A 19,387-nucleotide genomic window follows, 5' to 3' on the forward strand; every position below is an offset into this window, starting at 1 on the left:
CTATTCATCTTCTTTATAATTCTTTCATTCCTACTAATACTTGGTTATCAAGCTTTTTAGCTGCTCGAAGATCATATGTTTTTTCATATGTTGGTTCAGTAGCAAGTTTCGCACCATAAAACATAACATCTCGAACTTCTTGTACATTCACTTCTACTACCGTTAATTTTAGAGGAATCCCTTCCATTCTATCTGTTAAAATTTCACTTTCACCACTTATGGAAAATACGGATTCATTCGCCATTATAGTCAATACAACCCCTGCACTATGCCGTATATTCCCCACAATACGTGAGCGTTGATCTACCGCAAATCGAATACTAGTTTCACTCACTGCATATACCCAAGAAATAGCACTTACGTTAGGAATTTGTTTTTCGAAATCTGTTGTTGCTATCATAACGATACACTCTTTACGCAAAGATTGTACTAAATCACCTGTCAATGTAGGCTCAACTACATTCGCCATATTTCCACCTCCAAATATTATTTATATATCCTTATCATAACCTATTTTTCGAATTGCGAAAATATTATTTTTTCCCGCTATTATTCAAAAACATTATGCTTCCATGATATACTTATACTGATAGAATTCGTATTGAGGTGACGAAATGAGAGTCARATGTATGATTTGTGATAAAAAAGATATGTTAGATGACGAAAATCCTATGGCAAAAAAACTGCGTAATCGCCCTATTCATACATATATGTGCATGGAATGTACGGAACGCATTGCAGAGCGTACTATGGAACGCCATGCAAGTGGTAATTTCCGATTATATCGTGATAAAAAAGTAGAAGACGATTGGTAAACCGTAAATAAGTCCTTAATCATATAGATAAGGACTTATTTGTATTTTTCTGGTTCACGATTCATCTGATCCAAAAAACAATCAATTGCTTCTACTGGAAATCTTGCACACCTTATTTCTCCATCAAATTCATATGTAATTAAATACATTTCCTCGTTCTTTTCCACTTCTACATTTCGTAATTTATGCTCTTCATATATCATATTTCGAAATAATACATACGTTTCTTGTGCAGCTCTATCATCTGGACGYGCTTCCGCAACMGTTTTAATTGTTAACCAATTATATAGTGCATCTTGTACCGAGCGCATGAAACTCCCCCTTTTTATCCTGCTTTTTGTTGTTTCGCTTGACGTAAACGTAATCTATAAATTCCAAGTACAATCGCCGCTACAACGAGCCCCTCTCCAACTGGTAAAAAAACTGCAAAGAAAGTTAATACCGTGCATCCAATTGCTAAAGATATGTATATTACTATATTTTTTAGCAATGATAGCTTCCTTGCAAATCCTAAATTATATACAAGTGCACTCAATATAATAATTGTTCCATAAAGTAACCACATCCCTAGTTCTGGATTTTCATCAACTTTGCACAATTTCGCGAAAAATGACATTCTTTCTAACACTATCTTTCCTCCCTTCTCATAAAAACAAATTTTCTTTATGTACTTAATACAAGAGTAACTCGCAAAAAAAATACTGTCCACAAAAAAGAATAAATATTCTAAAAATAAACAAAATAAAAAAACAACTACCTTTTATAAAGGTAGTTGTTTTTTTATTTTTACGCTTCWACAGATTTCTTTTTCTTAGCAGCTCTTTCGCGCTCACTCTTATCAAGAATCTTTTTACGTAGACGAATTGATTCTGGAGTTACTTCACAGAACTCATCATCGTTTARGTACTCTAATGACTCTTCTAAAGTCATTAAGCGTGGTTTTTTCATTGATGAAGTTTGATCTTTCGTCGCAGAACGAATGTTAGTTTGTTGTTTCATTTTTACAACGTTAACTGTTAAATCATTCTCACGTGTATGTTCTCCAACGATCATACCAGCATATACTTCTGTACCTGGTTCAACGAAGATTACACCGCGATCTTCAACTTGCATAATACCATATTGTGATGCTTTTCCTGTGTCAAGTGAAACTAGAACACCTTGGCGACGTCCACCCACTTGTCCAGCATGTACTGGTTGGTAGCAATCAAATGTATGGTTTAAAATACCGTAACCACGAGTTAATGTTAGGAATTCTGTTGTGTAACCAATTAAACCACGTGCCGGAACCATGAAAGTAAGGCGAACTTGACCATTTCCGTTATTCACCATATCTAACATTTCACCTTTACGTGCACCCATTGATTCCATAATAGAACCAGTGTATTCTTCAGGCACATCGATTTGTACGCGCTCTACAGGCTCAGATCTTACGCCATCAACATCTTTAATAATTACTTCTGGCTTAGATACTTGTAGTTCATAACCTTCACGACGCATGTTTTCAATTAAGATAGATAAATGTAATTCCCCGCGTCCAGATACGATCCATGCATCAGGAGAATCTGTATTATCTACACGTAAACTTACATCTGTTTCTAATTGTGAACGAAGACGCTCTTCAATTTTACGAGATGTAATGAATTTACCTTCACGACCTGCAAATGGGCTGTTATTTACAAGGAATGTCATTTGTAGTGTTGGCTCATCAATACGTAATAATGGTAAAGCTTCTTCATGCTCAACCGGACATACCGTTTCACCTACGTTAATGTCTTCCATACCTGAAACAGCTACTAAATCTCCAGCTTTTGCTTCTTCAATTTCTTGACGTTTTAATCCAATGTAACCAAATAATTTAGTTACACGGAATTGTTTTACACTTCCGTCAACTTTCATTAATGCAACTTGTTGTCCTACTTTCATTGTACCACGGAATACGCGTCCAACCCCGATACGACCAACATAGTCATTGTAATCAAGAAGTGCTACTTGGAATTGAAGTGGCTCTTCGCTGTTATCAATTGGTGCTGGAATATGTTCAATGATTGTGTCAAACAATGATTTCATATTCTCTTCTTGATTTGCTGGATTTGAATCTAAGCTTGCTGTTCCGTTCATTGCTGATGCAAATACAACTGGGAACTCTAATTGATCTTCGTTTGCACCAAGTTCGATGAATAAGTCAACTACTTCATCAACTACTTCATCAGGGCGAGCGAAGTCACGGTCAATTTTGTTTACAACAACGATTGGAGTTAAGTTTTGCTCAAGAGCTTTCTTTAAAACAAATCGTGTTTGTGGCATACAACCTTCATATGCATCAAYTACAAGTAGAACACCATCAACCATTTTCATGATACGTTCTACTTCTCCACCGAAGTCAGCGTGACCAGGTGTATCTAAAATGTTAATTCTTTTATCTTCATAGTGAATCGCAGTATTCTTCGCTAAAATTGTAATACCACGTTCTCTTTCTAGATCATTTGAGTCCATTGCGCGTTCTTCAATATGTTCATTCGCACGGAACGTCCCCGCTTGACGTAATAACTGGTCAACAAGTGTTGTTTTACCATGGTCAACGTGGGCAATAATTGCTATATTTCGTAAATCTTGTCGTTTTTTCAACATGTCCAACTCCTAATGTCTTTTTAATCCTTCTCTATTATAAGAGCGAAGGGGATACAATGGCAATCAAAATAAAATCAAGAATGAAAATATAGTTGTATTCTTACTTTTGTGAAAGTAAAATAAGATTGGAGGGTGAAGAAATGGAACACATTCAATATCGCTTTTTATTAACAGCAATTATCGGTGTTATCTTCTTAATTGGTATCGGAATTATGATTGCTGAAAATAGTCCCATCGGCATTATTATTTGCATTATCGGCACATTTGTTACAGTTGGATACGGTTTTGTAACAAAAAGAAAAATGCGTAAATCGCAATAACATTAAAAAGTAAGAAGCTTCTTTATGCCTCTTACTTTTTTCATTATTGCGATACAAATGGTAATAATTCTTCGTATACTCCTGGTTTTGCAACTAACACACTGCTTTTCTCTACAATAGAAAGAGGCGTTCCCAAGAATGTTGCCACTTTACCGCCAACTTCCTCTACAATAATCTGTCCCCCGCCAAAGTCCCATGGAGATAAGCGCGGTGTTACATATGCATCTAATCTTCCCGTTGCAACATATACCATTTCTAACGCTGCACAACCATATGACCTCGTACCTCTCGCCTTCTTAACGAGCATCATCATTTTTTCCGTATTAAGCAATGGATTATCAGTAAGCCATATCGCATTCAAAGCTATAATTCCATGCTCTACCGTTCCTTTTTCCAACATGGGAATAGCTAAATCATTGCAAAAAGCCCCTTCTCCCTTTACCGCATGATATAGTTCATCATGAACCGGATCATAAATAAGACCAATCTTTCCGATACCGTTCTCATAAATCCCGATTGAGATTGCGAAATTCCTTTTTTGATGAACAAAGTTCATCGTGCCGTCAATTGGATCAATTAACCAAACAACCCCATTAGAAGAGGTAATCTCATCTCCGTAGCCTTCTTCTCCTAAAATATTATGAKSYGGGAATGTTTCTTTAATTTTCCCAATTAAAAACTGCTCCGTTTCTCGGTCCATGTTTGTTACTAGATCAGCTGCATTTGACTTTGTTTCTATAATAAGTGTTTTTTTCAGTGATGCCATWAAATGTTCTCCAGCTTCTCGAATCCACTGTTTCGCGTGTGTATCGATGTCTTTCCATACTTCTTGCATGTTTAAACACTCCGATCTATACTGTTCACAGAAAAAACGAACCCTTTATAAGGTTCGCACCAACTAATTATTTATACATATACTATTATTACGCTTCTAAACGGATCATTTCAAGTCTTAACACTTCTAATTTTTGTACGCACTCTTCTTTTTTCTGTTTGTCGTTATCCATCATCGCATCATATAAAGTTGCTAATTCATAATCTAGCTCCAAACGTAGCACCGGAATTCTCTTTTCAGCATCTGTTCTCTTTAACGCATTAATCACCTGTCTCATTTTTTTGCCTCCTCCCAATATTCGTCTGCCCTCGGACTAGAATTGATTCAATTTTCTGATTTTTTGTTTTATACTATACTATGTTGGATAAATCATCTATGCAACAAAATTATATTTTTTTATTTAATTTTTTTTGTGCTGTTTTTTTTATGAATAGTACAAGCTATGCTAAAATTAAAACAAAATAGGAGTTGGAGGAACAATCATGACACTACAAACATTCACATCCACTGATTTTGAAGTCTTTACTGTTGATGGTCTCGAAGAACGAATGAGCGCAATTAAAACGAATATTCATCCTAAGCTAGACGCTTTAGGGGAACAGTTTGCAGAATATTTATCACAACAAACTGATGAAAACTTTTTCTACCATGTAGCAAAACATGCACGCCGCAAAGTCAATCCACCAAACGATACTTGGGTTGCTTTTTCAACAAATAAACGTGGATATAAAATGTTACCACACTTTCAAATTGGTTTATGGGGTACTCACGCCTTCATATACTTTGGTTTAATCTATGAGTGTCCACAAAAAGTGGAGACGGCTCACGCCTTCTTAGAACATTTAAATGATTTAAAAACAAATATTCCAAATGACTTCGTTTGGTCCATTGACCATACTAAACCAGGTGTAAAACTACATAAAACGCTTGAAACGGAAGACTTACAAAAGATGATTGAACGTTTAGCTACTGTGAAAAAAGCAGAGTTATTAGTCGGTATTCATATATCACCAGAGGAGTTTTCAGCAATGACCAACGAACAATTCCTTGCTAAGATTGAATCTACGATGCAACCACTCCTTCCTTTATATGCACTTTGTAATCGATAGTAGAAAACGGACAATTTATATTGTCCGTTTTTAGTTGTTATCACATTATAGCACTTCATATTTTATTTTTCAAAATATTTTTACATTTTAACAATCTTTTTTTCTGCTACTTCCTTTGCTTTTTGAATCGTACGATATATAGAATATCCACTTACTTCTTGAAATTCTTTATCAATTTTTTTCTCCGCTGCCTTCGATGGCACAATCTCTTTAAAACGACGATATAATTCCATCAAATCTTCTCTCAAAACTCCTTTTTCGTATACCTTTTCAATCGCTTCATAAAACTTTACAACTGCTACCATTTCTTCATTTGACCAATTGTAATCAAGTGGATATTGATATTCCATTTTTGCACCTCATTCAGTATTCTTTCTTTTTCCATTATGCTACCTTTAAGAAAACCTTTTATTCTTCACTATAGCCACTCTGCATTATACACCATTTATCCATTTCAATGGAATTGTCTTCCTCTTTGCAGTATTTAAAATATAACTATTAAACATACTCACCTTGAAAATGCGATTTTTCTATACATCTATAATTATTGGTGATATAATGCTTTTGTTTTATAGAGAATAAAGTGAGACTACCATCCCCAAAAAGGCTTTTGCGAATGGCAGAAAAACAAGTCAAGTTCTAAAAGTTTGTCATCTTAATTTCCTTTTAGAATGAGATGAAATCATATAAAACAAACTCTAATAAATATTACGAAGAAGAAGGGGTGTATAGATTGTCCCAATACGAAACACCATTGTTTACCGCTTTAGTTGAGCACAGTAAGCGAAATCCAGTTCAATTCCATATTCCTGGTCATAAAAAAGGACAGGGCATGGATCCTACATTTCGCGAATTTATTGGGCATAATGCATTAGCAATTGATTTAATTAATATTGCGCCGCTCGATGATTTACATCATCCAAAAGGTATGATTAAAGAAGCACAGGATTTAGCAGCCGCTGCTTTCGGTGCGGATCATACGTTCTTTTCTATTCAAGGTACAAGTGGTGCAATTATGACAATGGTGATGAGCGTGTGCGGTCCTGGGGATAAAATCCTCGTGCCACGGAATGTGCATAAATCAGTAATGTCAGCTATTATTTTCTCAGGTGCAAAACCAATTTTCATGCATCCTGAGATTGATCCGAAGCTCGGTATTTCACATGGGATCACAATTCAATCTGTCAAAAAGGCTCTTGAAGAGCACTCAGATGCGAAAGGCTTACTTGTTATAAATCCAACATATTTTGGGTTTGCTGCAGATTTAGAGCAGATTGTAGAATTAGCTCATTCTTACGATATTCCTGTACTTGTTGATGAGGCTCACGGTGTTCATATCCATTTTCATGATGAACTACCCATATCAGCTATGCAAGCAGGTGCAGATATGGCAGCAACAAGTGTTCACAAATTAGGTGGGTCTTTAACCCAAAGCTCTATTCTTAATGTAAAAGAAGGTCTTGTGAACGTAAAGCATGTCCAATCCATTATTAGCATGCTTACGACTACATCAACTTCTTACATTTTGTTAGCATCCCTTGATGTTGCTAGAAAACGTCTTGCTACAGAAGGAACAGCTCTCATAGAACAAACAATACAATTAGCTGAGCATGTTCGTGATGCTATAAATGTTATTGAGCATCTTTATTGTCCTGGAAAAGAAATGCTAGGAACAGATGCTACTTTTAACTATGATCCTACAAAGATAATTGTATCTGTAAAAGATTTAGGTATTACAGGCCATCAGGCTGAAGTATGGCTTAGAGAACATTACAACATTGAAGTAGAACTCTCTGATTTATATAACATACTTTGTCTTATCACATTTGGAGATACAGAAAGTGAAACAGATACACTTATTACAGCATTACAAGATTTAGCAGCAACATATAGAAATAGAGCAGACAAAGGTGTTCAAGTACAAGTAGAAATACCTGAAATACCTGTGCTAGCACTTTCTCCTAGAGATGCTTTTTATTCAGAAACAGAAGTCATTCCATTTGAAAACGCAGCAGGTCGTATTATAGCTGATTTTGTTATGGTTTATCCGCCAGGGATTCCAATCTTTACTCCGGGGGAAATTATTACACAAGATAACTTAGAGTATATTCTTAAAAATTTAGAAGCTGGGTTACCTGTACAAGGTCCTGAAGATATGACATTACAAACATTACGTGTTATTAAAGAGTACAAGCCTATCAGTTGATAGGCTTTTCTTTCACCTTTTTTCTCTTTTTTTCATACGATACTAAAGAATTTGACATTCCCACCCTAATGGGGCAAGCTGACTAACATCAGTGGGATTCTTGCTACCTAAGGCGAAGTCCATTTTTGGTATCGCTGACGTGCAAGATTGCGGTGTGCCATCACCACTCTCACAACAGACCGTATAGGTTCGTGAGCTACGGTACTTATACCATACCGTACAGATTCGTGTTCAGGTGTTTTAGCGTCTTGTTCTTGACGACACATATCATTTTACCGATAGCTTGAATTCGGCTATCGAACTCCCTATGCTATCTTTTTTCAAAGAACACATTGGCGTTTTAAAGACTTGTACTTGTCTGTAGTTAAAGTCTACCAAAATATAAAGTGAAACTTTAATCAGTGGGGTTTTGTTCATCCCCACTGATTATTAGCCTTCACCAATCGGGCGTTTACGGGTAGCAGGGCTCTAGCCGAATTTTGAGGTGGAATTCTTACTGCCCGCAAATAGCGGGATAAATGTTTTTCTATGAAAAAGCGATACTTTCATCCTATGTCTAAAGTCCAATATAGGCTTTCCCGTATCGCGAAATCTGTAACGTATAGGTGGGGATACCATTATGATTGTGATAGGCCGTTCTATTGTACACCCTTATATCACAAATGAATATGAGCCATTTGCAGCTGAAAAACAACAGATTTTATCCATAATGGCGGGAAATCAAGAAGTTTATTCCTTCCGAACAGCCGATGAACTCAGCTTTGATCTTAATTTACGAGTTAATATTATTACTTCCGCGCTAGAACTTTTTCAAAGTGGATTTCAGTTTCGTACGTTTCAACAATCTTTTTGCAACCCTCAGTTTTGGGAAAGAACATCACTTGGCGGATTTCAACTACTCCCAAACATAGCCCCTTCCATTGCCATCCAAGATATTTTTAAAAACGGAAAACTATATGGAACTGAATGTGCCACCGCAATGATTATCATTTTTTACAAAGCATTACTACCATTATATGAGGAAAAAACTTTCAACCGTCTATTCGCAAACCTCTTACTTTATACATGGGACTACGATCGCGACTTAAAGCTCATAACAAAAACGAGTGGCGATATCGTTCCAGGTGACCTCGTTTACTTTAAAAACCCACAAGTTAATCCAGCTACGATTGAGTGGCAAGGAGAAAATACAATCTATCTAGGAAACTTCTTTTTTTACGGACATGGCGTAGGCGTAAAAACGAAAGAGGAAATTATTTATTCATTAAATGAACGAAGGATCCCTTATGCTTTTATTTCAGCTTATTTAACCGATTTTATTACTCGTATTGATAGCCGTATGATGAGTCAATATGCCCCTCCTAACACGCCACAAACATCAATTGGATTTATTCCTATTAGAGATGATGCAATTGTTGCAACAGTCGGACATACAACTACAATCTATTAAAAAAACGCCTACATGTGTAGGCGTTTTTCTTAATTATTAAGCTTTTGTATGTTCTTTATGGTCACATTCGCAATGAGATCCACATTTCCCATAAAGTACTGTTGATTTTTCATCTTCAAAATGTGCGATTGTTCCTTCACAAACTTGGCATACGATTGTTCCCATCTTCATTTCCCCCTGATTTTTAAGAATAATCTACTTATATATGATTAAGCTTTCGCATTGTCTCTACTAGCACAGTCACAATTGGAACCACATTTCCCATAAAGTACTGTCGTTTTCTCATCCTCAAAATGTCCGATTGTTCCTTCGCAAACTTGACATACGATTGTTCCCATTTTTCATTTCCCCCTAAGTTTATGGTCCTAAAAACTTTTAGCTGTCAATTTCCTATCAATTATTGGGCTTTTGTATGTTCTGTGTGATCACATCCGCAAGATCCACATTTCCCGTAAAGTACCGTTACTTTCTCATCCTCGAAGTGTGCAATTGTACCTTCACAATCTTGACATACGATTGTTCCCATTTTTCATTTCCCCCTAAGTTTATAATCCCAAAAACTTTTGTAACCGCTTAACTTTCTGTCTTTATTTTAATATGTTATACTTTTTACGTCAATAGGTTTTTAGTATAACACATTAAATATTTTAAAATTAAATTAGTATGCGATATTAACACAAAAAAACAGCCATATCTCATACGTACGACTGTTTCTTGTTAATTATTCTTCATACTCCGCATGCAAAGAAGTAGACGGAACAAGAAATTTAAAAAATTGAGCTAACTCCTCCGCCTCCTCTTCCGATCCTAACTTAAAAGTTTCCTGTATATATGGAACATTTTCTACATCATCTCTCCCAAGCAAAGTAGATCTCCCTGTTTGCATACAAACAATAAGTGGCTTTCCAAAAAACATATTTGTATAAATAACCCCAAAATCATAACGTGTATCATTCGTCATAAATCCTAAAAATCGTACCTTCACACTTTCATGCTCATCATACAATTTTTCAAACATGAGTTTCCACCTTTCTAAATAACACTTCCTACTCATTAATATATTAAACAAAAAAAGTAATACTCCTTTTAATTGTCAAAAAATTCAGTAGGATGTAGAATGATATTATTCTACTAAGCTAAGGGGGAATTTGTATGCAACACGCCTTTATCACACTTGTACCTAAATCCAATCAACAATCTGTTTCAATAGAAGATGTTAAACACCTTTTTCATAACTATAAAACCGTTACTTCCAAGACTGGTGATCAAATTAATTATGCTTATACAAATACAGCTTTTCCTTATGAAATATTAGATACATCAGCAACAACATTAAAACTCCAATCGAGTCACGATCGATATGATTCTATTTATGTTGGGATTGGAATAGAAAAGGAACAATCTTTTATTCAGGTTTCTTTGCCTACTACAGCAACATTTGGTGATAAAGGAAAAGCAAATGAATTTAGCCGTTTTCTAGCGAAGAAATTAGAAGGAGAGTTACAACTATTTAATGGAAGAACAATGTATTTCTATAAACGTTAATTTAAAAAATAGAGAATATGATTAAAAAAAGTATGCAATTTGAACACGTAAGGAATAATGCCTGCTTTCTTACGTGTAATACAAAACATGCAATCACATATGCCAAATAAAGAAATACGAAAAAGAGAATTACTTTATAATGAAACTTATCACCATTCGATAATGTTAATACAATGGAAAAACCACTCCATAATAGAAAATGATAAAATATAACATGTAATATTCTCATGGAACCTTCTCCTTTGACATGCTCTATTTTATTAATATATGGGATTAAGTTTGAATCAATTACATATTATATAACGGCATATATGCTAACGGTTCATTTAAAGTATTATATATTCATTCGACAAGTACATATAAAGACCTTGCAAGTCATTTTATGAAAATAAAAATACCCCATCTCTTTAAATAAGAGATGGGGTATTTACATTACTTAAATTATTTTACAATGTGAATTGGCATTCCAAGAGCAACTTCAGCTGCTTCCATTGTGATTTCACCTAATGTTGGGTGAGCATGGATTGTTTGAGCGATATCTTCAGCTGTCATTCCAGCTTCGATAGCTAAACCAATCTCAGAGATAATATCAGAAGCACCTGCACCTGCAACTTGTGCACCTACAAGAAGACCATCTTCTTTACGCGTTACAAGTTGTAAGAAACCGTCAGTGCTGTTTAATGATAACGCACGACCGTTTGCAGCGAATGGGAACTTAGATACAGCTACTGTCATTCCTGCTTCTTCAGCTTGTTTCTTAGTGTAACCAACAGATGCTAATTCTGGATCAGTGAAGCATACTGCAGGAATTCCGATGTAATCGATTGCTGATGCATGGCCACTAATTACTTCAACAGCTACTTTACCTTCGTAAGAAGCTTTGTGAGCTAATGGTGGTCCAGGAACGATATCACCGATTGCATAGATGTTTGAAATATTTGTACGGCATTGCTCATCAATTTCGATAATGCCACGGTCAGTCATTTTAATTCCAACTTGCTCAAGACCGATTTCTTGAGTGTTTGGACGACGACCTACAGTTACTAATACGTAATCTGCTTCTACAGTTTGGATTTCACCGTTAACTTCAAAGCTAACTTTTACGCCAGTTTCTGTTTCTTCAACGCCTTTAGCCATAGCTTTTGTATGGATATTTACGTTACCTTTTTTCTGTAGAGCACGTTTAACAACAGAGCTCATAGCTTTTTCGAAACCAGCTAAGATTTCGTCGCCAGCTTCTACTACAGTAACTTCTGTACCGAAGTTAGCATATGCAGTACCTAATTCCATACCGATGTAACCGCCGCCGATTACAACAAGTTTTTTAGGAATTTCAGGTAAGCTTAAAGCGCCTGTAGAGTTGATAACACGTTTAGAGTATTTGAATCCTGGAATTTCGATTGGTGTAGAACCAGTTGCAAGAACAGCATTTTTAAACGTATAAGTTTGTGCTGCATCTTCAGTCATTACGCGTAATGTATTAGCATCTACGAAGTAAGCTTCACCGCGAATGATTTCAACTTTGTTACCTTTAAGAAGGCCTTCAACACCGCCAGTTAATTTCTTAACTACGCCGTTTTTCCATTCTTGAACTTTTGTAAAGTCAACTTTTACGTTCTCTGCAGTGATACCCATGTCATCAGAATGCATTGCATTCTCATAACGATGACCTGCATTGATTAACGCTTTTGAAGGAATACATCCAACGTTTAAGCATACGCCACCAAGGTTAGATTTTTCAATAATCGCTACCTTTTGACCTAATTGTGCTGCACGAATTGCCGCAACGTATCCACCAGGACCTGCACCAACAACGACTGTATCTAATTCAATTGGGAAATCTCCTACTACCATTGTTATTACGCCTCCATTACTAATAATTGTGGGTCATTCAATAGACGTTTAATTTGGTTTAATGCTTTTTGAGCAGTTGCGCCGTCAATTAAACGATGGTCAAAGCTTAGAGATAATGCTAATACTGGAGCTGCAACGATTTCACCGTTTTTCACAACTGGTTTCTCAGCGATACGGCCGATACCAAGGATTGCTACTTCTGGGTGATTGATAACTGGAGTGAACCATTGTCCACCTGCAGAACCAATGTTTGTAATTGTGCAAGAAGCACCTTTCATTTCAGTTGGAGCTAAACGACCATCACGTGCTTTACCAGCAAGTTCATTGATCTCGTTAGARATAGTAAAGATAGATTTACGATCTGTATCTTTAACAACTGGTACTAATAGACCTTTGTCTGTATCAGCTGCGATACCGATGTTGAAGTAATGTTTATGAACGATTTCTTGAGAAGCATCGTCTAAAGCAGTATTCAACATTGGGAATTCACGTAATGCAGATGTTAAAGCTTTTACAACGTATGGAAGGTAAGTTAATTTAATACCTTTGTCAGCTGCAACAGCTTTGAACTTCTTACGGTGAGCAACAAGTTCTGTTACATCTACTTCATCCATTAATGTTACGTGAGGAGCTGTATGCTTAGAGTTAACCATTGCTTTCGCAATCGCTTTACGGATACCACTCATTTTCTCACGAGTTTCTGGATATTCACCAGCTGGGATTGGTTGTGCTTTTGGTGCTTCTTCTTTCGCTGCTGCTGCTGGAGTAGCTTCTACTGCTGCTGGAGCCTCAGTTGCTGCTACAGTTTGTCCACCATTTGCAAATGCATCGATGTCAGTTTTCACAACACGGCCGTTCTTACCAGAACCAGCTACTTTATGAATATCTACACCTTTTTCACGAGCATATTTACGAACAGATGGCATAGCGATTACTCGCTCATTTACTACTTCTGCAGTTGCTGCTGGAGTAGTTTCCGCTGCTGGAGCTTCTACTGCTGCTTCTTCAGCTTTTGGAGCTTCATCATGATCGTCACCTTTAAATTTAAGGTTTTCGTATCCAGGAGCATCAAATTTAATTAATGTATCTCCTACAATTGCAACTGTTCCTTCTTCTACAAGTACTTCAAGTACTTTACCTTTAACAGGAGAAGGGATTTCTACTACTGCTTTATCATTTTGTACTTCAAGAAGTACATCGTCTTCATTTACTTCATCGCCTGGTTTAATAAACCATTTTACGATTTCACCTTCGTGGATACCTTCACCGATATCTGGTAGTTTAAATTCAAATGCCACGGAATTCAGCCCCCTGATTCATTTCATTATTATGGAATATGTACAAAAGAAACCAGCATGTGCTGATTTCTTTTGCACATGAAAAACTAAAAATTAGAAGTTCATTACTTTGTTAACAGCTTCAACAATATCTTTATGGTTTGGTAACCATACGCTCTCAGCTTGAGAGAATGGGAATACTGTATCAGCAGCTGCAACACGTACAACTGGAGCTTCTAAGTTTAAGATTRCACGGTCGTTAATTTCCGCTACAACGTTAGCTGCAATACCAGCTTGTTTTTGAGCTTCTTGAACTACAACTACGCGGCCTGTTTTTTCAACAGAAGCGATGATTGTTTCGATATCTAATGGTTGAACTGTACGTAAGTCAACAACCTCTAAAGAGATACCTTCTTTTTCAAGTTCTTCAGCAGCTTTTAATGCAGCATGAACCATAGCACCATAAGCGATAACAGATACATCTGTACCTTCACGTTTGATGTCAGCTTTGCCTAAATCAATTGTGTAATCACCTTCTGGTACATCTTGACGGAATGAACGGTACAATTTCATATGCTCTAAGTAGATAACTGGATCGTTGTCACGAATCGCAGAGATTAAAAGACCTTTTGCATCGTATGGAGTAGATGGAATAACAACTTTTAGACCAGGTTGTTGTGCCACTAATCCTTCTAAGCTATCAGCATGTAGTTCAGGAGTATGAACACCACCACCGAATGGAGAACGAATTGTTACTGGAGCAGTCCAACGTCCACCAGAACGGTAACGCATACGAGCTAATTGACCAGAAACTGAATCCATTACTTCATAAATGAAACCGAAGAATTGGATTTCTGGAACTGGACGGAAGCCTTCAAGTGCAAGTCCAACTGCAAGTCCACCAATACCAGACTCTGCAAGTGGAGTATCCATTACACGATCTTCACCGAATTCAGCTTGTAAACCTTCAGTAGCACGGAATACTCCGCCGTTTACACCAACGTCTTCACCAAACACAAGTACGTTAGGATCATTTTTCATTTCAACGCGTAAAGCATCAGTGATTGCTTGAATCATTGTCATTTGAGCCATGGCTTACTTCGACTCCTTTTCTTTGTAAATTTCATATTGTTCAGCTAAGTTGTAAGGCATTTTTTCGTACATGATTTCCATTAAATCAGTAACTTTTTGTTTTGGAGCTTGGTCAGCCTTAGCAATTGCTTGTTTGATATCTTCTTTTGCTTCTTCGATAACTTTCTCTTCAACTTCTTGAGACCATAGGCCTTTGTTTTCTAAGAATGCACGGAAGCGTACGATTGGATCTTTTTGTTCCCATTCGTTTTCGATATCTTTTGTACGGTAACGAGTTGGGTCATCACCAGCCATTGTATGTGGACCATAACGGAATGTTAAAGTCTCGATTAAAGTAGGACCTTCACCATTTACTGCGCGCTCACGAGCGAAAGCAGTTGCTGCGTATACAGCTAATGGATCCATACCGTCTACTTGAATTCCGTAAATACCTGCTGCTACTGCTTTTTGTGCTACAGTTTTAGCTGCAGATTGCTTTTCTACTGGAGTAGAGATTGCATAACGGTTGTTTTGTACAACGAAGATTGCTGGAGCTTTGAATGCACCCGCAAAGTTCATACCTTCGTAGAAGTCACCTTGTGAAGCACCACCGTCACCAGTGTAAGTAATTGCAACAGATTTTTTACCACGTAATTTCATACCTAACGCAACACCAGCAGTTTGGATGATTTGCGCACCGATAATGATTTGTGGAGCAAGTGCATTTACATTCTCAGGCATTTGGTTACCCATGAAATGTCCACGAGAGAATAAGAATGCTTGGTATAATGGTAGACCGTGCCACACTAATTGTGGAACGTCACGATATCCTGGTAAGATGAAATCTTCTGCTTCAAGTGCGAAATGACTTGCTAATTGAGAAGCCTCTTGTCCAGCAGTTGGTGCGTAGAAACCTAAACGTCCTTGACGGTTTAAAGAAATAGAACGTTGATCTAGTACGCGAGTATACACCATACGGCGCATTAATTCTTTTAATTGATCATCAGATAATTCAGGCATAGCTGCTTCATTCACAACTTCGCCTTTTTCATTTAAAATTTGTAATGTTTCAAATTGAGCTGCGATAGCTTTCATTTGCTCATCAACATTAAATAGGGTCTTTTTTGTTTTAGTACCCATTCCGTTCACCTCTTCCTCTCTTGAACCATATTCTGAAACGCTTTCACTATCTATTAGCTAGACTGAAAGCGCAACAATGTAAACCAACAAATTTGTTTGTCGGTTGAGAATAATTTTGTGTACCTAACAATCTGTACTAATGTTTTTTCAAAAACATATTAATACAATCTTGATCACGTTTTTTAGTTTACAACTATTCTAATTACGATGTCAATTACTTTGAATACGTTTTTTTATAAATAATATGCCGGTTTCCTCTACACAAACGTGTTTTTATTTTTCACATCTGTATTAGTAAGCAATAACCTGCTGTTATATTATTCCCTTTTTAACTTATTTTTTCTCTTAGAATAATATGTAAACGATTTAATTCTCCTTAGTTTTTCTCTCTTCTCAAGAAAATTATACAAACACTTCTTCCTTTTATAGGTAAATACCTATACATTTCTGATCATTCCTCCATACATTATAGTAACCGCAGTATTAGCGGGAAATGATAAAGGAGGTCATCTCATGTACGGATACTCATATTGCTATCCAACAACTTGTTCATATCCTTCCTACGGTTATGGCGGTTCTTGTGGCGGATCTGGAAGCGGCTTCGCCTTAATCGTTGTGTTGTTTATCCTTTTAATTATCGTTGGTGCTGCTTGCATTCGCTAATTAATGTAAAATGAAACAACTATGGAAAGAAACAGACGGCTTTGCCGTCTTTTCTTTTTATTACATAACTTATCTGTAGAAGATTTGTTTCCAAGTGGCTCTTCCTTACTTGCCGATGACTTTTTTTATCTCCTTTGGTAGACTAAAGGAGAAAGGAGAGATTACATATGCTTACAATGAATGAGGTAATTCGTGAAGGAAATCCTATTTTGCGCGACGTCGCAGAAGAGGTCTCCTTACCTGCTAGCGAGGAAGATACAAATACTCTTAAAGAAATGATTGAATTTGTAATAAATAGCCAGGACCCTGAAATGGCTGAAAAATATAATTTACGCCCCGGAATCGGATTAGCAGCTCCGCAAATCGGTATTTCAAAGAAAATGATTGCGGTTCATGTAACTGATACGAACGATACGTTATATAGCTACGCATTATTTAACCCAAAAATCATTAGTCATTCTGTTGAACGTACATATTTACAAAATGGTGAAGGCTGTCTATCTGTAGACCGTGAAGTACCTGGTTATGTCCCTCGTTACACGAGAATTACAGTAAAGGCAACAACGATTAACGGTGAAGACGTAAAACTGCGATTAAAAGGTTTACCAGCAATTGTATTCCAACATGAAATCGACCATTTAAACGGTGTTATGTTCTATGACCATATTAATAAAGACAATCCATTTGTGGCTCCCGATGATTCAAAACCTCTCGAGCGATAATAGTAAAAAGGCGGAAGTTAATCTTCCGCCTTTTTATTATATGAAATGGGTTCCACACTTATTTATAACAAGCCAGCCCACTTTAATCCGTGATAAATACCGTCTTCATTAACATCTTTTGTCACATAATTAGCAAGTTTTTTCAAATCCTCATGACCATTCCCCATCACAATGCCCGTTCCTACTGCTTCAATCATTTCTAAATCATTTAATCCGTCCCCAAATGCATATACTTGTTCACGATTAAATCCTATTTTCTCAATAAACTTCTCAATCCCTTTTGCCTTAGAACCACCATTAGGGATAATATCCATTGAATATGCATGCCAGCGTATAAAATGAAAATCTGGATAATGATGAATAAACTTTTCTTCTTCGTTTACTTCACAAAAAAGAAGCGTTTGATAAATATCGCGTTTCTCATAAAAATCAGGTTCATATGCCGGATGCTCGAATTGTAAGCTTCCAAAACCTTCTTTTACATAATCATGATATTCCACTGACGCTCTCATTTCTTGATGGTCAAGATATACAAGTGGATATCCTTCTTGTTTTGCAAACTGAGTAAACTTATGTAGAGCATCAGGATGTAATGGATTATTAAATAATACCTCATCCTCAAATACAACATACTGCCCGTTAAAACTAACATAATTATGTATATTGAGTTCCTCACGAATATCTTCAAACATAAATGGCGCACGCCCTGTCGCAATCGCTACATGCACACCTTTTTCTTGTAAATCTCTTACTGCATCTCTTGTAGATTGCGGAATTTTCTTATCATGATCTAATAATGTTCCATCAATATCAAAAAAGACAATTTTATCATTCATTTGTCAAAATCCTTTCTGGCACTCTATATTCCTATTTTGATTATCACTTTTCAAATTTCAAAAAAAAGTATAACATATTAAACATCTGTGAAGAAAGCGTTCACTTTCTGACCTTATTTATGAAATGTGCATATACTATTAGTGAAAAAATGTGGATACTTGTTCGGATGAATTTTCTTTTCTATTCTTCCTCATACTATATCTATAACTAACGGCTACTAATCGTTACTACAAGATAACTTACACTATACTAAAAAGAACAAGATTCACTATTCACTTCTAATCTTCTTTCTTGTATGGGAGACAGAGTTATCATTAGTAATATGCATGTTTTAAATAAGGAAAGGAAGGAGTAATCATGCTGAAGAAGCTGAAGAAAAAGCTCAAGCGTTATTTAAACGATTTAGTCCGTAAGAAGACAATCGCTTAAATTGTGCCCATTTCGGGCTTTTTCTTCATTCTCATTCGAAAAAACATGAAAATCGTGACTGTTTGCTTTATAATAAGTAACAGATAATGCAAAACATAGACAAGGAGAGGTTTTCCCAATGATTTTTAAAGTATTTTATCAAGAAAAATTAACTGAGGTCCCAGTACGTGAAAATACAAAAGTTTTATATTTAGAGGCTACGTCTCAAAAGGATGTTCGTAAAAAATTAAATAAGTTCGCATATAATATCGAGTTCGTTCAGTCTGTTACTGGTGCTCATCTTGAATATGAAAAACAAAACGCTGATTTAATATTAGCGGAGATCGTATAGTCATATGAAATTCCTAAAAAATGATCAAGCTGCCGTTTTTGCCCTCGGTGGTCTTGGTGAAATCGGTAAAAATACATATGCTGTTCAATTTCAAGATGAAATTATTATAATTGATGCTGGAATTAAATTTCCAGAAGACGAACTCCTCGGGA

Annotated in this window: 26 protein-coding genes and 1 pseudogene; 10 read left to right on the forward strand and 17 right to left on the reverse strand. The window is 36.3% G+C overall.

Translation table 11 applies throughout. The annotated features are described in order from the left end of the window. Positions 1-13: 13 nt before the first annotated feature. Positions 14-469, reverse strand: a complete 456-nt coding sequence (locus tag AC1DJR_RS00095; protein WP_002014791.1) for a PNPOx family protein — start codon at positions 467-469, stop codon at positions 14-16. 145 nt (positions 470-614) lie between these two features. Between AC1DJR_RS00095 and AC1DJR_RS00100 the strand changes: the two genes are divergently transcribed. After that, on the forward strand, positions 615-815 hold the full coding sequence (locus AC1DJR_RS00100; protein WP_477001825.1) for a YlaI family protein: 201 nt from the start codon (positions 615-617) through the stop codon (positions 813-815). A gap of 35 nt (positions 816-850) precedes the next feature. Here AC1DJR_RS00100 and AC1DJR_RS00105 read toward each other — a convergent pair whose 3' ends face one another. The 3 genes from AC1DJR_RS00105 to typA form a co-directional block, all read right to left on the reverse strand. Next, complete coding sequence (locus tag AC1DJR_RS00105) at positions 851-1,126, reverse strand: hypothetical protein (RefSeq protein ID WP_429686804.1); 276 nt, start codon at positions 1,124-1,126, stop codon at positions 851-853. A 14-nt stretch (positions 1,127-1,140) separates the two neighbouring features. Beyond that, entirely contained in the window at positions 1,141-1,443 is a 303-nt protein-coding gene (locus AC1DJR_RS00110) for a YlaH-like family protein (RefSeq protein WP_429686803.1), read from the reverse strand. Between the two features lie 158 nt (positions 1,444-1,601). Next, positions 1,602-3,446: a translational GTPase TypA gene (typA, locus tag AC1DJR_RS00115; protein WP_477001826.1), complete on the reverse strand. Its 1,845-nt coding sequence runs from the start codon at positions 3,444-3,446 to the stop codon at positions 1,602-1,604. Positions 3,447-3,586: 140 nt separating this feature from the next. Between typA and AC1DJR_RS00120 the strand changes: the two genes are divergently transcribed. Continuing rightward, positions 3,587-3,766, forward strand: a complete 180-nt coding sequence (locus AC1DJR_RS00120) for a DUF5325 family protein (protein WP_000400127.1) — start codon at positions 3,587-3,589, stop codon at positions 3,764-3,766. 43 nt (positions 3,767-3,809) lie between these two features. Here the strand turns inward: AC1DJR_RS00120 and AC1DJR_RS00125 are convergent, their stop codons facing one another. Both AC1DJR_RS00125 and AC1DJR_RS00130 read right to left on the reverse strand, forming a co-directional pair. Next, entirely contained in the window at positions 3,810-4,601 is a 792-nt protein-coding gene (locus AC1DJR_RS00125; RefSeq protein WP_477001827.1) for an inositol monophosphatase family protein, read from the reverse strand. Between the two features lie 88 nt (positions 4,602-4,689). After that, positions 4,690-4,878, reverse strand: a complete 189-nt coding sequence (locus AC1DJR_RS00130) for a hypothetical protein (protein ID WP_002121995.1) — start codon at positions 4,876-4,878, stop codon at positions 4,690-4,692. Positions 4,879-5,083: 205 nt separating this feature from the next. Between AC1DJR_RS00130 and AC1DJR_RS00135 the strand changes: the two genes are divergently transcribed. Next, on the forward strand, positions 5,084-5,710 hold the full coding sequence (locus tag AC1DJR_RS00135) for a YktB family protein (RefSeq protein ID WP_429686801.1): 627 nt from the start codon (positions 5,084-5,086) through the stop codon (positions 5,708-5,710). A gap of 80 nt (positions 5,711-5,790) precedes the next feature. On the opposite strand, the gene AC1DJR_RS00140 is transcribed toward AC1DJR_RS00135, so the two are convergent. Then, on the reverse strand, positions 5,791-6,060 hold the full coding sequence (locus tag AC1DJR_RS00140) for a UPF0223 family protein (protein ID WP_002066915.1): 270 nt from the start codon (positions 6,058-6,060) through the stop codon (positions 5,791-5,793). A gap of 383 nt (positions 6,061-6,443) precedes the next feature. On the opposite strand from AC1DJR_RS00140, the gene speA reads away from it, so the two are divergent. Beyond that, on the forward strand, positions 6,444-7,916 hold the full coding sequence (gene speA / locus AC1DJR_RS00145) for an arginine decarboxylase (protein WP_002142966.1): 1,473 nt from the start codon (positions 6,444-6,446) through the stop codon (positions 7,914-7,916). Positions 7,917-8,535: 619 nt separating this feature from the next. Further along, on the forward strand, positions 8,536-9,366 hold the full coding sequence (locus AC1DJR_RS00150; RefSeq protein WP_429686800.1) for a protein-glutamine gamma-glutamyltransferase: 831 nt from the start codon (positions 8,536-8,538) through the stop codon (positions 9,364-9,366). 36 nt (positions 9,367-9,402) lie between these two features. Here AC1DJR_RS00150 and AC1DJR_RS00155 read toward each other — a convergent pair whose 3' ends face one another. The 4 genes from AC1DJR_RS00155 to AC1DJR_RS00170 all read right to left on the reverse strand — a co-directional run bounded on the left by AC1DJR_RS00155 (position 9,403) and on the right by AC1DJR_RS00170 (position 10,384). Then, positions 9,403-9,531, reverse strand: a complete 129-nt coding sequence (locus AC1DJR_RS00155; RefSeq protein WP_000536785.1) for a GapA-binding peptide SR1P — start codon at positions 9,529-9,531, stop codon at positions 9,403-9,405. Positions 9,532-9,575: 44 nt separating this feature from the next. Next, entirely contained in the window at positions 9,576-9,704 is a 129-nt protein-coding gene (locus AC1DJR_RS00160; RefSeq protein ID WP_002033839.1) for a GapA-binding peptide SR1P, read from the reverse strand. 59 nt (positions 9,705-9,763) lie between these two features. After that, on the reverse strand, positions 9,764-9,892 hold the full coding sequence (locus AC1DJR_RS00165; RefSeq protein WP_000536778.1) for a GapA-binding peptide SR1P: 129 nt from the start codon (positions 9,890-9,892) through the stop codon (positions 9,764-9,766). A gap of 195 nt (positions 9,893-10,087) precedes the next feature. After that, complete coding sequence (locus AC1DJR_RS00170) at positions 10,088-10,384, reverse strand: DUF3055 domain-containing protein (protein ID WP_429686799.1); 297 nt, start codon at positions 10,382-10,384, stop codon at positions 10,088-10,090. Between the two features lie 134 nt (positions 10,385-10,518). Between AC1DJR_RS00170 and AC1DJR_RS00175 the strand changes: the two genes are divergently transcribed. Continuing rightward, complete coding sequence (locus tag AC1DJR_RS00175) at positions 10,519-10,911, forward strand: DUF1885 family protein (protein WP_002014853.1); 393 nt, start codon at positions 10,519-10,521, stop codon at positions 10,909-10,911. A 1-nt stretch (position 10,912) separates the two neighbouring features. Here AC1DJR_RS00175 and AC1DJR_RS00180 read toward each other — a convergent pair whose 3' ends face one another. From AC1DJR_RS00180 to pdhA, 5 genes are all read right to left on the reverse strand, one after another. Further along, positions 10,913-11,140 carry a hypothetical protein gene (locus tag AC1DJR_RS00180; protein ID WP_002088334.1) on the reverse strand — a complete coding sequence of 76 codons (228 nt, stop codon included), beginning with the start codon at positions 11,138-11,140 and terminating at the stop codon, positions 10,913-10,915. Positions 11,141-11,352: 212 nt separating this feature from the next. Continuing rightward, positions 11,353-12,765 carry a dihydrolipoyl dehydrogenase gene (gene lpdA / locus AC1DJR_RS00185; protein WP_002014851.1) on the reverse strand — a complete coding sequence of 471 codons (1,413 nt, stop codon included), beginning with the start codon at positions 12,763-12,765 and terminating at the stop codon, positions 11,353-11,355. A 5-nt stretch (positions 12,766-12,770) separates the two neighbouring features. Beyond that, positions 12,771-14,063, reverse strand: coding sequence for a pyruvate dehydrogenase complex dihydrolipoyllysine-residue acetyltransferase (gene pdhC, locus AC1DJR_RS00190; RefSeq protein WP_002033838.1), 1,293 nt, complete (start codon positions 14,061-14,063; stop codon positions 12,771-12,773). A gap of 93 nt (positions 14,064-14,156) precedes the next feature. After that, on the reverse strand, positions 14,157-15,134 hold the full coding sequence (gene pdhB / locus AC1DJR_RS00195; protein ID WP_477001828.1) for a pyruvate dehydrogenase complex E1 component subunit beta: 978 nt from the start codon (positions 15,132-15,134) through the stop codon (positions 14,157-14,159). A 3-nt stretch (positions 15,135-15,137) separates the two neighbouring features. Next, positions 15,138-16,253, reverse strand: coding sequence for a pyruvate dehydrogenase E1 component subunit alpha (gene pdhA, locus AC1DJR_RS00200; protein ID WP_000536893.1), 1,116 nt, complete (start codon positions 16,251-16,253; stop codon positions 15,138-15,140). 513 nt (positions 16,254-16,766) lie between these two features. On the opposite strand from pdhA, the gene AC1DJR_RS00205 reads away from it, so the two are divergent. Beyond that, on the forward strand, positions 16,767-16,916 hold the full coding sequence (locus AC1DJR_RS00205) for a YjcZ family sporulation protein (RefSeq protein ID WP_002014847.1): 150 nt from the start codon (positions 16,767-16,769) through the stop codon (positions 16,914-16,916). 167 nt (positions 16,917-17,083) lie between these two features. Next, positions 17,084-17,638, forward strand: coding sequence for a peptide deformylase (def, locus tag AC1DJR_RS00210; RefSeq protein WP_002014846.1), 555 nt, complete (start codon positions 17,084-17,086; stop codon positions 17,636-17,638). Positions 17,639-17,700: 62 nt separating this feature from the next. Here def and AC1DJR_RS00215 read toward each other — a convergent pair whose 3' ends face one another. After that, positions 17,701-18,474, reverse strand: a complete 774-nt coding sequence (locus AC1DJR_RS00215; RefSeq protein WP_002014845.1) for a Cof-type HAD-IIB family hydrolase — start codon at positions 18,472-18,474, stop codon at positions 17,701-17,703. A 548-nt stretch (positions 18,475-19,022) separates the two neighbouring features. Here AC1DJR_RS00215 and AC1DJR_RS00220 point away from each other — a divergent pair. Beyond that, positions 19,023-19,235, forward strand: coding sequence for a DNA-dependent RNA polymerase subunit epsilon (locus AC1DJR_RS00220; protein ID WP_000576436.1), 213 nt, complete (start codon positions 19,023-19,025; stop codon positions 19,233-19,235). A gap of 4 nt (positions 19,236-19,239) precedes the next feature. Next, a pseudogene (locus AC1DJR_RS00225) lies at positions 19,240-19,387 on the forward strand (ribonuclease J); the annotation flags it as partial.

This window comes from Bacillus sp. 05T31 (assembly GCF_056396725.1).